General features: G+C 44.0%; 10 protein-coding genes. 9 read left to right on the top strand and 1 reads right to left on the bottom strand.

Going from position 1 to position 14,649, the window contains the following annotated elements:
- The first annotated feature begins 137 nt into the window (after positions 1-137).
- The 5 genes from AM500_RS06185 to AM500_RS06205 all read left to right on the top strand — a co-directional run bounded on the left by AM500_RS06185 (position 138) and on the right by AM500_RS06205 (position 9,482).
- The gene (locus AM500_RS06185; protein WP_053598461.1) at positions 138-1,421 is read left to right on the top strand and encodes an ABC transporter substrate-binding protein; all 1,284 of its coding nucleotides are present in this window, start codon (positions 138-140) and stop codon (positions 1,419-1,421) included.
- A gap of 656 nt (positions 1,422-2,077) precedes the next feature.
- Positions 2,078-2,929: a carbohydrate ABC transporter permease gene (locus AM500_RS06190; protein WP_231505707.1), complete on the top strand. Its 852-nt coding sequence runs from the start codon at positions 2,078-2,080 to the stop codon at positions 2,927-2,929.
- A complete protein-coding gene (locus tag AM500_RS06195; RefSeq protein ID WP_053598462.1) occupies positions 2,922-3,740 on the top strand; it encodes a carbohydrate ABC transporter permease in 819 nt (272 codons plus the stop codon). Before AM500_RS06190 ends, AM500_RS06195 begins: the two co-directional genes overlap by 8 nt.
- A gap of 27 nt (positions 3,741-3,767) precedes the next feature.
- Positions 3,768-6,788 (top strand): beta-galactosidase, LacZ type, encoded by a 3,021-nt coding sequence (locus AM500_RS06200; RefSeq protein WP_053598463.1) that lies wholly within the window; start codon positions 3,768-3,770, stop codon positions 6,786-6,788.
- 465 nt (positions 6,789-7,253) lie between these two features.
- Positions 7,254-9,482 carry an alpha-galactosidase gene (locus AM500_RS06205; RefSeq protein WP_053598464.1) on the top strand — a complete coding sequence of 743 codons (2,229 nt, stop codon included), beginning with the start codon at positions 7,254-7,256 and terminating at the stop codon, positions 9,480-9,482.
- Positions 9,483-9,632: 150 nt separating this feature from the next.
- Here AM500_RS06205 and AM500_RS06210 read toward each other — a convergent pair whose 3' ends face one another.
- Positions 9,633-10,463, bottom strand: a complete 831-nt coding sequence (locus AM500_RS06210; RefSeq protein ID WP_053598465.1) for a P-loop domain-containing protein — start codon at positions 10,461-10,463, stop codon at positions 9,633-9,635.
- A 471-nt stretch (positions 10,464-10,934) separates the two neighbouring features.
- Here AM500_RS06210 and gloA2 point away from each other — a divergent pair, with 471 nt between their 5' ends.
- The 4 genes from gloA2 to AM500_RS06230 all read left to right on the top strand — a co-directional run bounded on the left by gloA2 (position 10,935) and on the right by AM500_RS06230 (position 14,647).
- Positions 10,935-11,321, top strand: a complete 387-nt coding sequence (gene gloA2, locus AM500_RS06215) for an SMU1112c/YaeR family gloxylase I-like metalloprotein (protein ID WP_053598466.1) — start codon at positions 10,935-10,937, stop codon at positions 11,319-11,321.
- Between the two features lie 80 nt (positions 11,322-11,401).
- Positions 11,402-12,310, top strand: a complete 909-nt coding sequence (locus AM500_RS06220) for an ArsR/SmtB family transcription factor (protein ID WP_053598467.1) — start codon at positions 11,402-11,404, stop codon at positions 12,308-12,310.
- Positions 12,311-12,428: 118 nt separating this feature from the next.
- Positions 12,429-13,706, top strand: a complete 1,278-nt coding sequence (locus tag AM500_RS06225; protein WP_053598468.1) for an ABC transporter substrate-binding protein — start codon at positions 12,429-12,431, stop codon at positions 13,704-13,706.
- Between the two features lie 65 nt (positions 13,707-13,771).
- On the top strand, positions 13,772-14,647 hold the full coding sequence (locus tag AM500_RS06230) for a carbohydrate ABC transporter permease (RefSeq protein WP_053598469.1): 876 nt from the start codon (positions 13,772-13,774) through the stop codon (positions 14,645-14,647).
- The last annotated feature ends 2 nt before the right edge of the window (positions 14,648-14,649 follow it).

The following is a 14,649-nucleotide window of genomic DNA, read 5'->3' on the forward strand; positions in this document are numbered from 1 at the left end:
TGTAAGCGGATACAACCTTCAAAAAATAGTACAAATTCATAAAAATATCGTTCTAACGTCGTGCTCATTCGGAATGCTAACATAAAGGTGTAAGGTGTTAGCGCTTACAAAATACAAATTTACTGGGGGTAAATTTTATGAAAAAGATGCTTGCATTGTTCCTTGTAAGTATCCTCGTGCTTTCTGCATGTTCTTCCGGAACAGGTTCAAAAGAGTCTTCAGGCAGCAAGGATACGAAAGACATTACAATTTGGGCATGGGATCCAAACTTCAATATTAAAGCCCTTGAATTGGCAAAAGAAAAATATAAGTCGGTTGACTCCGAGCTCAACGTGAAAATTGTTGAAAATGCCCAAGCTGACATTATCCAAAAATTGAACACAAGCCTGAGCTCAGGTACGACAAAGGGACTTCCAAACATTGTCCTGATTGAAGATTACCGCGCACAAAGCTTCCTGCAGGCATATCCTGACATGTTCTACGAATTGACAGATGTAATTAAAGCAGACGATTTTGCGGACTATAAAATCCCTCCAACAAGTGTGGATGGCAAAAACTACGGCGTTCCTTTCGACACAGGTGTAGCAGGCCTTTACTTCCGGACAGACTACCTGAAAGAAGCGGGCTATACAGTTGACGATATTAAAGATATCGATTGGAACAAATACATTGAAATAGGCAAAAAGATTAAAGAAAAGACTGGAAAGCATATGCTGACACAGGATCCTAAAGACCTTGGCCTGATTCGAATGATGATTCAGACTAGCGGCTCCTGGTATCTGAAGGAAGATGGCAAGACTCCTGACCTTGCCGGAAATCCAGCATTGAAAGAAGCGTTCGAAACGTATAAGGCAATCCTTGATGCAGACCTGATCAAGCCAGTATCTGACTGGAGCCAATTCGTAGGGGCTCCTAACAGTGGTGCTGTTGCGACAGTTCCAACAGGAAACTGGTTCACACCATCTATTAAAGCTGAAGCATCACAGGCAGGCAAATGGACAGTTGTTGCGATGCCACGCCAAAATCAGCCTGATTCAGTAAATGCATCCAACCTGGGCGGCAGCTCCTGGTATGTCCTCAACATTGATGGCAAAGAAAAAGCTGCAGAGTTCCTTAAAGAAACCTTTGGTTCAAGTTCTGACTTCTACCAGACATTGAATAAAGAAATCGGTGCAATCGGCACTTACAAGCCAGCTTCAGAAGGAGAACAGTATAAAGCTACTGACGAATTCTTCGGCGGCCAGGCACTCGTTTCCGACTTTGCTGCTTGGACAGAGCAAATCCCGCAAGTAAACTACGGCCTACACACATATGCAATTGAAGATATCCTTGCAGTTGAATTGCAGAACTATGTGAAGGGCAAAGACATTGATAAAGCACTAGAAGATGCCCAGGCTCAAGCTGAAGCCCAAATCAAGTAAGTGATTTTGTAAAAAATAATCCAAGCCTTGGGAATACGCCGGCTGATCCTGTTGGTTACACTAACCTGACTGGTTGGCAGGCGGACCCAAGGCTTTTCTTTAAACCTTTAAAAAACCTGCCCGGTTTCTGACCGGGATAAAACTACTAAACTCGAAAATAATGCAGCCATTGCTATCAATTATATATCCACTCCAATTAGTAAAGTACTCTGTTCGCATTATCAATGTTGCCTGCTAGTTGTATTGGTAACGTTTCAGGCCTGTGAGCTACCAAAATGTAACCAATGCGTTGTATTGGTAACGTTTCAAGCTCGGAAGCTACCCAAAATGTAATCAATAAGCTGTATTGGAACCGTTTCGGGTCAAGGAACTCTGCAAAATGTAACCAATAAGCTCTCTTGATAACATTTTAGGCTTGGAATCTATTCGAAATGTAACCAACCGCAGCACTGATACCGTTTCACTCTTAGGTAACTTTCAAAATTCGATTATAACCAGCTTTTTACCATAGCTTGCTCCAGTTCACCACAGGCAGGCTACCACAAAGGGGATGAATGAACGTGATGCTAGAAAATACTGGCCAGGAACTTGGCACCGCAAAGCCCCAAAAGGCACCCAAACCTAAGCACGGCCTGAATCTTCGTTTTAAGAATAAAATGATCGGCTGGTCCTTTGTCATCCTGGCCGCTGTCATGATATTTATATTTTATTTTTACCCGATGTTTCAGGCATTGCTGTTGTCCTTTCAATCTGGCACTGGGAGAAACCTGAGCTGGGTAGGGCTTGAAAACTACGCAAGGCTTCTAAAGGACCCTGTGTTTATCACCACCGTGAAAAACACAGTCATTTACTTGATCATCCAGGTTCCACTGATGATTGTCCTTGCCCTTATCCTGTCGGTAATCCTAAACAGCAAGACAATCAAATTCAAAGGACTGTTCAGGACGGCAATATTCCTGCCGGCTGTTACATCACTTGTTGCTTACTCGGTCATTTTTAAATACATGTTCGGCCAGGATGGCCTAATCAACATCATGCTAATGAAAATTTCGTTAATCAGTGAACCAATCCAGTGGCTGACCGACCCGTTCTGGGCAAAGGTTACCATCATTCTTGCAATCACATGGCGCTGGACAGGCTATAACATGATCTTCTATCTGTCCTCCCTGCAGAATATTGACCAATCGATATACGAAGCAGCCAAAATTGATGGAGCTTCGGCGTTCCAGCAATTCACAAAAATTACTGTGCCGCTTCTGAAGCCAATCATTTTGTTTACATCAATCACATCAACAATCGGTACGCTTCAGCTGTTTGATGAAGTCATGAATATCACGGCCGGCGGACCTGGGAATGCGACAATGACAATTTCCCAGTATATTTACAACCTGTCGTTCAAATACACACCTGACTTCGGGTATGCCGCGACCGTTTCTTATGCAATTGTTGCCATGATCGTCGTCTTCTCAATCATCCAGTTCAAAGTGGCAGGTGATAAAAATGATTAAAAAGATATCCGCCTATACAGTACTGACCATCGCATCCATCGTCTCGATTTTCCCATTTTTATGGATGGTTGTCAGTTCGACGAATAAATCATCCGATGTCACACAAGGGAAATTACTGCCCGGCAGCCACCTGGTCGAAAACTTCAAAAATCTGCTTGAAACAATCGACCTTGTACCGGCACTGCTTAATTCAGCGAAAATCTCAATCCTGACAACGATTCTCGCGATGCTGATCGCTTCGCTAGCGGGCTACGGCTTTGAAATTTTCAGAAGCAAGTCGAAAGACATCCTGTTCACAATCCTGCTTCTGTCGATGATGATTCCATTCGCGGCATTGATGGTTCCATTGTTCAGGATGTTCGCCGACCTTTCTCAAATCTTCCCGGCAATCGGGATTGATACAACTACAGCTGTTATCTTGCCAACCGTTACGACAGCGTTCCTGATTTTCTTTTTCAGGCAGAACACAAAAATGTTCCCGAAGGAAATCCTGGAGGCCGGGCGAATCGATGGCCTGACCGAGCTTGGCATTTTCTTCAGGATTTATATCCCGACCATGAAAACAACGTATGCAGCTGCGGCGATCATCACGTTCATGTCGAGCTGGAATAGCTATCTTTGGCCGCTCGTTGTCCTGCAGTCGCCTGAAAACATGACGATTCCGCTATTGATATCAAACCTTGGTTCAAGCTATGCACCTGACTACGGCGTTATCTTTACGGCTATTGTCATCGCAACACTCCCAACTGCACTCATCTTCTTCTTCATGCAGAAGCATTTTGTTGCAGGTATGATGGGATCTGTCAAATAACGAACGCACTAGAAAAGGGGTTAGAACATGCCAGTAAATCCGACCACAAGCTGGCTTACGGACCTGACTACGTTCAAAGTCAACCGTTTGCCTGCCCATTCCGACCATTCTTATTACGCAACAATGGAAGAAGCGCTAGCAGGAATTCCAATGCCGATGCGGCACAGCCTTAACGGCGACTGGAAGTTTACCTATTCAGTCAATCCGGATAACCGCCCGGCCGATTTTTATAAACCCGATTTCAACTGCGGCGGATGGGGCAGCATCACAGTCCCGGGCCATATCCAGCTCCAGGGCTACGGACAGCCGCAATATGTCAACACCATGTATCCGTGGGACGGCCTAAACGACATCCGACCACCGGAAATTCCGCGGGATAAAAACCCTGTCGGCAGCTATGTGAAATACTTTACTGTCCCTGCTGGCTTTCAGAATAAGCCGCTGTTCATCTCCTTCCAGGGAGTCGAATCGGCATTTTACATCTGGCTGAATGGACAGTTCATCGGCTACAGCGAGGACTCATTCACCCCGGCCGACTTTGAACTCACACCTTTTTTGACCGAAGGAGAAAACAAGCTTGCAGTCGAGGTTTACCAGCGCTCAACCGGCAGCTGGCTCGAGGACCAGGATTTCTGGCGCTTCTCGGGAATATTCCGGGATGTCTACCTGTACACAGTTCCCGAGCTCCACATCTTTGATGCCGACGTCCGACCAGAGCTTGATGCTTCTTTTAAAAAAGGCACATTGTCTGCTGCTCTAACGCTGTTGGGCCCATCTGAAGGTAGAGTCGCTGCGGAACTGGTTGATGCAGATGGCACTCTCATAGGTTCAACTGATGTGCAGCTGGATGGCGCTAAAGTTTCGCTGACAATTGATGTTGAAGAGCCTTCGCTTTGGAGCGCAGAAAACCCATATCTCTATAAGGTGTTCTTCAATGTTTACAATGCCAATGGCCACCTTGTTGAAGTTGTGCCGCAGAAGGTCGGCTTCAGGCGTTTCGAGCTTGTCGATAAAATCATGCACCTAAATGGTGAACGGATTGTCTTCAAGGGGGTCAACCGCCATGAGTGGAATTACCGTACTGGCCGCTCTGTTACAAAGGAAGACATGCTTTGGGACATCAAAACACTAAAGCGCAACAACATCAACGCAGTCCGAACGTCACACTACCCGAACCAGAGCTACTGGTACGAGCTTTGCGATGAATACGGGATTTATGTAATCGATGAAATGAACCTTGAAACGCATGGGTCATGGCAGAAGATGGGCGCTGTTGAACCGTCCTGGAACATCCCGGGCAACAAGCCGGAATGGCAGGATATCGTATTGGATCGTGCAGTTTCAATGTATGAACGCGACAAGAACCACCCTTCCATCTTAATCTGGTCCTGCGGAAACGAGTCCTATGCAGGAGAGGTCATCCTGAATGCTTCGAAGTATTTCAAATCGAAGGATTCAAGCCGCCTCGTCCACTATGAAGGCGTCTTCCATGCCCGTGATTACGATGAGACAAGCGATATGGAAAGCCGGATGTATGCCAAGCCAGCCGATATTGAAGAGTATCTAAATGGAGACCCGCAGAAGCCCTACATTTCCTGTGAATATATGCACGCGATGGGTAATTCTGTCGGCGGCATGTACAAATACACAGAGCTTGAAACGAAATACCCAATGTACCAGGGCGGCTTCATCTGGGATTACATTGACCAGTCGCTTGTCAAAAAGGATCGCTACGGCAATGAGTTTTTGGCATATGGCGGCGATTTTGGCGATAGGCCGACCGACTACGGTTTCTGCACGAACGGGATTGTTTATGCAACCCGTGAGGAATCGCCGAAGATGCAAGAAGTAAAGTTCCTTTACCAGAACTTCAAGCTCTTCCCTGAAAACGGCGGAACACGGATTAAGAATGAGAGTCTGTTCTCGAACGGAGAGGAATACTTCCTTGAAGTCACACTGTTCCGTGAAGGAATTGAATTGGATCGCCACCAATTCGCTGTCTCTGTTGCCCCGCAAACTGAAGCATTCGTTGAGCACCAGCTTCCTGAAGCCGTAACTGCTGGAGAGTATGTCATCCAGGCAGCACTGAAACTAAAGGAAGGTACTCTCTGGGCAGAAGCAGGCTTTGAAGCTGCTTTCGGCCAGTTTGTATTCGAAGTTGAGAGCAGGGAACCTGATGCACCTCAAGGAGAACTCCGCGTTGTAAAAGGCGATGTCAACATCGGTGTCCATGGGCGGGACTTCACAATCTTGTTCTCTAAGCAGGCGGGTTCGCTTGTGTCAATGAATTTTGCCGGACGGGAAATGATTTCATTCCCGCCATATCCATTGTTTTGGCGTGCTACAACAGATAACGACCGCGGTTTTGGCCAGAGCTTCCATTCTGGCGCCTGGTTCGCGGCCAGCCTAGCCCGCATGGCAACAGGGGTGGAACTGGTAGAATTCAAGGATCGTGTAGAAGTTGCTTTTACCTACAAATTCTCAATAAATCACGAAATTGAAGTGAAAACTGCCTATACCGTTTTTGGCGATGGAAGTGTCGGTGTGAAGCATTCGTACAACGGAGCTGCCGGCCTGCCGCAAATGCCTTTGTTCGGGTTATCCTTCAAGGTTCCAGCCGATTATGACCAGCTGAAATGGTATGCAATGGGTCCTGAAGAGAATTACTCGGACCGTGCAAAAGGTGCCCGCCTAGGCATTTTTGAAAATAGGGTCCAGGATAACTTGTCCGCCTACCTGATGCCACAGGAATCCGGCAACAGGACTGGGGTCCGCTGGGTGGAAGTTAAAAATGACAACGGCAACGGCATCAAGATTTCATCTGTTACCGAGCCGCTTGAGTGCAATTTCTCGCCGTATACCGCATTCGAACTTGAAAATGCCCAGCATCATTACGAGCTTCCAGACGTCCATTATACAGTGGTCACCGTGGCTGGCAGGCAAATGGGTGTTGGCGGCGATGATTCCTGGGGCGCACCGGTTTATGATGAACATCTAATCCATGCGAACGAGAACCTAGAATTCGAATTTAGGATTCAGCGAATCTAATAGTTGATAGAGTCCCTGAACTTCTTTGGGGACTCTTTCTTCAACAAGCTTTTTATCATTCCTTATCCTAAAAACATGGGATTTCTAATAAAATTCTTTTATTAGAAGAAACTGCGGCAAAAGAACAGCAATTAATCTAATAAACCACTTTTATTAGAAGAAACTGCGGCAAAAGAACAGCAATTAATCTAATAAACCACTTTTATTAGAAGAAACTGCGGCAGAAGGGCAGCGATTAATCTAATAAACCACTTTTATTAGAAGAAACTGTGGCAGAAGGGCAGGGTTTAATCTAATAAACCACTTTTATTAGAAGAAACTGCGGCAAAAGAACAGCAATTAATCTAATAAATTACTTTTACTAAAAGATGCAGAAAAAACTGTGATTCCTCGAATAAAACGAAGGAACTTCCATTAGCGCTATGTTAAATAAGAGCCAAATTGCTCCGGAAAAGGTGATGTTTTGTGAATATACATGTTAATCAAGAAACCAATCAGTTTCACTTAACAAATGGAAAAGTAAGTTACATTTTTCATGTCATGAAAAATGGCCAGCTCGGACATCTATATTACGGAAAGGCACTCAGGCATCGCGGTGATTTTTCCCATCTGCAAACGTATGATGTCCCGACTGCGGCAAGCTGTCATCCATATGCTGACGATCCGGCGTTCAGCCTGGAAACTCTTAGGCAAGAATATCCTGTGTACGGCAGCTCCGATTTCAGGGAGCCTGCACTTTCTCTCAGGAAGCCTGATAAAAACTTTATCCCTGATTTTCGCTATGAAACGTATACCCTGATAGAAGGAAAACCTAATCTTGAAGGGCTGCCTGCAACATATGTTGATAATCCGGCCGATGCCATGACCCTTCAGATTGTTTTGAAAGATACGGGGCTCGATGCGGAGCTGAGGTTGAACTATACGATATTTTCCGATCTGACGGTCATCACGAGGAGCGCTTCGTTGACGAATGGCGGCGGGAACCTACTGGCAATTGATCGCCTGATGAGTGCATCGATTGATTTTCCTGACAAGGACTTCAGAATGGTTCATCTGGCCGGAACATGGTCTCGCGAGCGGCATGTTAAGGAAAGACAGCTAGAAGTTGGCATTCAGTCGATTTCAAGTATCCGCGGGGCAAGCTCACACCATCACAATCCATTTCTGGCCTTGAAGAGGGGTGATGCGACGGAGCATCATGGCGAGGTGTATGGTTTCAACTTCGTCTACAGCTCTAATTTCCTTATGCAGGTTGAGGTGGACCACTATGGAACTTCGAGGCTTACAGCAGGAATCCATCCGTTTGGCTTCGAATGGAGCCTTGGGCCGGGTGAAACTTTTCAGGCACCAGAAGTCGTGATGGTATATTCCGCAGAGGGACTGAACGGGATGAGCCAGGCATTCCACGAACTTTACCGCAGCCACCTTATCCCAAGCAAATGGCGGACCGAAACACGTCCAATTCTTATTAATAACTGGGAAGCTACTTATTTTGATTTTGATGAGGAAAAGCTAGTAAACATTGCCACGTCCGCGCGTGAGTTGGGCATTGAGCTGTTTGTGCTCGACGATGGCTGGTTCGGAAAAAGGAATGATGATACAACCTCATTGGGTGATTGGCATGTTGACGTGAACAAGCTCCCGAATGGTATCGAAAGTCTTGCTAAAAAGATTAACGAAACCGGCATGAAGTTCGGGCTCTGGTTTGAACCGGAAATGATCTCGCCTGCCAGCGACCTGTTCCGGGAACATCCTGAATGGGCTGTCGGTCTAGAGGGGCAGCACCGCACGCTTGGCCGCAACCAGCTTGTTCTTGATTTTACACGGCGGGACATTGTAGATTACATTTTTGAAAAAATGTCCGCAATCATTGAACAGACCGGACTAGCTTATATTAAGTGGGATATGAACCGCAATATTACCGAACCATTCTCGTCAAAACTTGCACCGAACAGGCAGGGCGAGTTTTTCCATCGCTATATCTTAGGAGTTTATGACTTGTATGAGAGGCTGGCAAAGAGGTTCCCAGACGTCCTGTTTGAATCGTGCGCAGGCGGGGGCGGGCGCTTTGATCCGGGCATGATGTACTATGCGCCTCAAGCTTGGGCCAGTGATGACACTGATGCGGTTGAACGCTTGAAAATCCAGTACGGGACATCATTTGCTTACCCAATCTACAGCATCGGTTCCCATGTCTCGGCAGTTCCGAACCATCAAACGCTCCGAAGCACGCCGCTTGCAACTAGGGCGAATACCGCCTACTTCGGGACATTTGGCTATGAGCTTGACCCATTGAAAATGACAGAAGAAGAGCGTGAAGAAGTCAAAAAGCAGGTTGTCTTTTATAAACAGCATCGCAATCTGATCCGTGACGGCGTATTTTATCGGTTACTGAATCCGTTTGAGAACAACGAAACCGCCTGGATGGTTGTGAGTCAGGATAAAATGGAGGCGTTAATTGGTTATTACAAGGTTCTGGCAACCCCGAACGGCCCGAAGCATCAGACACTGAAGCTACACGGTTTGAATGAAGAATTCTGTTATACAGTTGATGGCAGAAGCTATTACGGCGATGAGTTGATGCAAGTCGGACTTGTTCTTCCCACCGAATTCAATGGCGTCAATGGCCGTGAAGCCAAACGCGGCGGCGATTTTCAATCCCTTGTCTTCCACTTGACCCGCACGGAGGCCTAATATTTTTTTGAAAAAAGAAGGGCCTATCCTGAGACCCTTCTTTCACTATGAATTTATTAATATTTGTTTCGAAGATTTCAGTGTGACTATACTAAAAGTATTATTCAGGATCAGATTGAACTATTTAATCAGAGAGTTTAGATAGTTGCCCTAATCAGTAAAGCCCGCCGCTGATTGAAGTTTAAGCTTAAAGTTATCAAGGTCAAAGCTGGAGTTGTTGACGATGGTCTTCTTTATTTGTAACGCATCAAAGATTTCTTTTTCCAGGCTTTGTCTCGCTTTTAACACTTGAAGGGTTCCTTCAAGCCCGGCAAGGTTATGGTCTTTGCCATATCCTTGTTCAGTGTAGTAGGAGATAAAGCCTTTGGACCAGTCCTCCGGCCGCTCCATCACAGCTTTCCGAAACGAATAATCAATATGATCCTGATCGACATAAATCAAGATGGGGTTCAGCTGCTTAACACTTGCCGCTAATTTTTGAACGTACTCGATTATTTGATACTTCGGTGCGTTGTATTTAACCAAGCCCATGGTTACCGGGTTTTGGATAAAACAGCATTCAAAGATATACGTTTTTTGTTCGGCAGCTGCTGCTTTGGCAAATTCAAACCACCTTTCAGTGATAAGTTCAATGTTACGCTCTAGCGGCAATTCATAAATATCAAATTTGGAAAGAGTATGGATGAGTTCTTCTGAAAGCTTTTTACTATTTTTTTGATAGGGTATGAGATAGCTGCCGTTTTTTTCTATGACGTTCGCTAGCAGCACCTCTTTATAATCGCTGCTGCTTGAGAGCAGATGCTCCAATTGGGATGCGGCAAGACAGGCAACGCCATCATAATCAGCAGGGTGGTCGAGGTTTCCTTCAAAAAACAATTCTGCGTTAATCTTTCTCTCGGTGAGTATTTCATGGACAAGTTTTGCTGTCGTAGACTTGCCCGACCCAGGCAAACCCTCGACAAGGATAAGTTTCGTTTTCATAGAGTGGCTGACTCCTATCTCCTAGTTACTAAGTCCATTATTGATTTATAATTTTGCTGCCGCAACCACTATTTTTCGACACAGCATTGTTGTTGTTTTAAAAAATATGCGTGCTTGATTACTAGAGTTATGCTATGTGTATCGATTCAAGAATATTGGTAACGTTTTAGGCTCTCTAAGGATGCAAGATGTAACCAATGAGCATTATTGGTACCGTTTCACGTTCAAGATGCCTTCAAAATGTAATCAATGAGCTTTATTGATAACGTTTTAGGTTTAGATTACATGCAAAATGTAATCAATAGGCCGTGTTGGTAACGTTTGGCCTTGTAGATAAAGCCGAAATGTAACCAATAAACCAGTAATAGCAAGAGCAGTAGTTTTACAGGTTTTACCCGACAACATAGGAGTATTCCTTCGTTACCACATCCAAAAAGCAATTCAACCACAAACGAAAGAAGGTTTTTCACCATGCACATAAGTAAACTTCACCATGTGGCAATCATTTGCTCCGATTACAGCAAGTCGAAGGATTTCTACACTCGAATACTTGGTCTGAAGCCAATTAATGAAGTATACCGGGAAGAAAGAAATTCGTATAAGCTTGACCTTGAGGTTGGCGGCGCCTATCAAATTGAGTTATTTTCTTTTCCCGATCCGCCAAAACGGCCGAGTTATCCTGAAGCTGCAGGCCTGCGCCATCTGGCATTTGAAGTAGAAAGTGTTGAACAAGCTGCTGAAGAAATAAAAGAAAATGGAGTAGAGATCGAAGAAATCCGGATCGATCCAGTTATGAATAAGAAATATACATTCCTAAAAGACCCCGATGGCCTTCCGATTGAGTTATATGAAAGATAAGAGAGGGATTCGCTTGACTTTATGCCAACAAATAATCAATAATTTTATTACAAAATATTTCGTAATAAAGGGTTGAGCCAATGAGAACGTTGGATTTAACGTTGGAAGAAGCAATTGAGATTTGTAAAGCACTAGGAAACGAACACCGTATGCAAATCATAAGGATATTGACGGATGGGCCGCAGAATGTAAATGAATTGTCGGAAAAACTCAGTGTACCTTTTTCGACTGCAGCAGCTAATGTAAAAAAGCTAGAGGATTCAGAGCTGATTTCAACTGAAATTGTCCCTGGCAGGGGAAACCAGAAGGTCAACACAAACAGGTATGATCGCATCGTCATAAATCTTACAGATAAAAAAAAGACTGGTGATAATACGTTTAGAGTTGACATGCCGATTGGTGAATTCGTTAATTGTGAGGTGGAACCGACATGCGGTCTGCTTAGTGAAACAGGGATTATTAATATGCAGGATGACCCGCGTGCCTTTTACGAGCAGGAAAGAAAGCAAGCACAGCTGCTCTGGTTCAGAAGTGGATTTGTGGAATACCATTTTCCTAATAGGGTGCCCTACGGCAAGACGATGGATGAATTGAATTTATCTGCGGAAATTTGTTCTGAAGCCCCATATTACAAAGACGATTGGCCGTCCGATGTAACTCTGTGGGTGAATGGAGTTGAAATAGGCACATGGACCTCACCTAGTGATTTTGGCGGAGAACGCGGCTTTTTAACTCCTTCCTGGTGGGGAACGAATAACACACAATTCGGGCTTTTGAAAAATTGGAAAGTAAACGAAGAAGGCAGTTTTATTGATGGGGTGAAAATCTCTGAGATGACAATTGCAGACTTGAAGATCGATACCAGACCTTTTATTTCCATAAAAGTGGGGATAAAAAGTGATGCGTATAACAAAGGTGGAATAAATTTATTTGGCGAGAAATTCGGAAATTATGATCAGGGTATTGTATTGACTGGGAAATATCGGTGAATGATCACACTAGCATGGATAAAAAATCCATGCTTTTTTTATTACAAAAATACTTGATATATTACAAGTAAACATGTAATAATAAATTTGTAAAGAAAAACTATATAGGGGGATTGCAATGAAAAGGGTAAGCGCATTCATAGTTTCTCTGGTGTTGTTATTCGTGTTAGCTGCTTGTTCCGGTAATGGGGCAACAAGTGAGGACAAGGGTTCTTCTGGTAAGGAGGATGTAACTGAATTAACTTTTTGGGCGCCTTTCAGTGGTGGAGATGGGGATTTCATCAAAGCACTTGTCGATAATTTTAACAAAGAAAATGAAGACGTTAAGGTTACAGTCCTTAACCTAAAAGCAGAAGAATATTATACAAAAATGCGTACTGCTGTTGTTTCCAAGCAGGCACCTGATGTAGCGATTGCGCACACAACCAAGTTAGCTGAATTGATTGAATCAAAGCAAATAGTTGATATCGATTCAATAGCCGAAAAGGCAGGAATCAAGTGGGATACGTACAGCCAGAATATCCTAAATTCAACAATCATCAATGACAAACACTATGCCGTTCCACTCGACACTCATGCTCTAATCATGTTTGCGAATACTGATCTTCTTGATAAAGCTGGCTTGATTGAAAATGGTGTTCCTGCTATCGGAACCGGTGAAGGAGATTTTATTAATTTCCTTAAAGACGTAAAAGAAAACTCACCAAAAGGTACTTTTCCGCTCTCAGCAACTTCAAGCGGGGATTCTCCACTTAGGATCTGGTGGTCCCTATATTCCCAACAGGGCGGACAACTTCTAAGTGAAGATGGAAAAGAAGCCGTGTTTAATAATGAACAAGGGCTAACTGCTCTAGAATATATTGGCGAATTGATGGAAGAAGACTTATGGCCAAGGAATATCCGAAATGGCGGGGAAGTTTTTTCCGCCAAAACTGCAGCAATTCATTTTAATGGCGTATGGATGACTGGCGCACTTGAACAAAATAAAGAATTGAAGTTTACTGCAATTCCGTTTCCACAGATTTTCGGTGAACAAGCAACATGGGGCGATTCCCATACATTTGTACTTCTAAATAAAGATGGCCAAACCGATGCTAAAAAAGAAGCTAGTTTAAAGTTTGCTGATTGGGTTGCTGAGCATTCTGCTTCATGGGCAAAAGCTGGACATGTTCCTGCAAAAACATCAGTGGTAGAATCACAGGAGTTCAAGGATCTTCCTTACCGAAGCAATTATGCGGAAATAGCGGATTATGTTAGCTATATGCCGAACTCCCCTAAGATCTCAGCAATCAATGATGTAATCAAAAAACATTTGAACAACTTCATGACTGGCCAGGTAAATGCAAAAGAAACCCTGAAGAATGCGGAAAACGAGGTCAATGCTTTACTAAAATAGAATTCCGAATGGTGCCCCGCAAGTTGGAAATTGGTGGCACCATTTCTTATAGGAGGTACCTTTAAATGAAGTTAAAAGGCGGTAAAGCGGAAACGCTGACAGCGTATTTATTCCTGGCACCATTCTTAATCATATACGGACTGTTTATGCTTTATCCAATTATAAAGGGTTTTATCATCAGTCTGAATGATTGGGTGCTGGGGCTTGAGCCGACATTTGTCGGTTTAGCAAACTATAAAACTATGTTCGCTGATAAGCTTTTCTGGGAGGCGCTATGGAATACAGTTCTCTTTGTGTTTCTTTCAACACCTGCCCTCATTATCATAGGGCTTTTGCTGGCCCTTGTGGTCAACTCAAGGCTTAAAGGCACAGTCTTTTTACGGTCTGCGTTCTTTCTTCCATATATATTATCAATCTCAGTTATAGCCAGTATATGGGTGTTTATTCTGCAGCCTTATACAGGATTAATTACAACGATTCTTCATAACTTTGGGTACGAAGGCGAAATATTTTGGCTAAATGACGAGAATCTTGCGTGGGTTTCAATTTTAATTGCAACAATCTGGTGGACTGTAGGATTCAATATGATCCTGTTCCTGTCGGGGCTGCAGGAAATACCTGATGAATACTATGAAGCTGCGAAAATGGATGGTGCAGGTTCGTTCAGGCAATTCATTTCTATTACATTGCCTTCTTTGAAAGGCGTTATTCTATTAATAGTAGTCCTGCAAACGATTAATTCATTTAAACTATTTGGGCAGCCATATTTGATGACTGGGGGAGGGCCCGGTACTTCGACACGCCCACTCGTTCAATATATTTACGAAAAAGCATTCATTGAGCAGCAAATGGGGGTAGCATCCTCAATGTCCTATGTTCTGTTTGCAGTCACCATACTGTTTGCTTTTATCCAATTCAAATTTTTCCAAAGTAAAGATTAATT

Origin of the sequence: Bacillus sp. FJAT-18017 (genome assembly GCF_001278805.1) — a bacterium.
Classification (GTDB): Bacteria; Bacillota; Bacilli; order Bacillales; family Cytobacillaceae; genus Bacillus_D.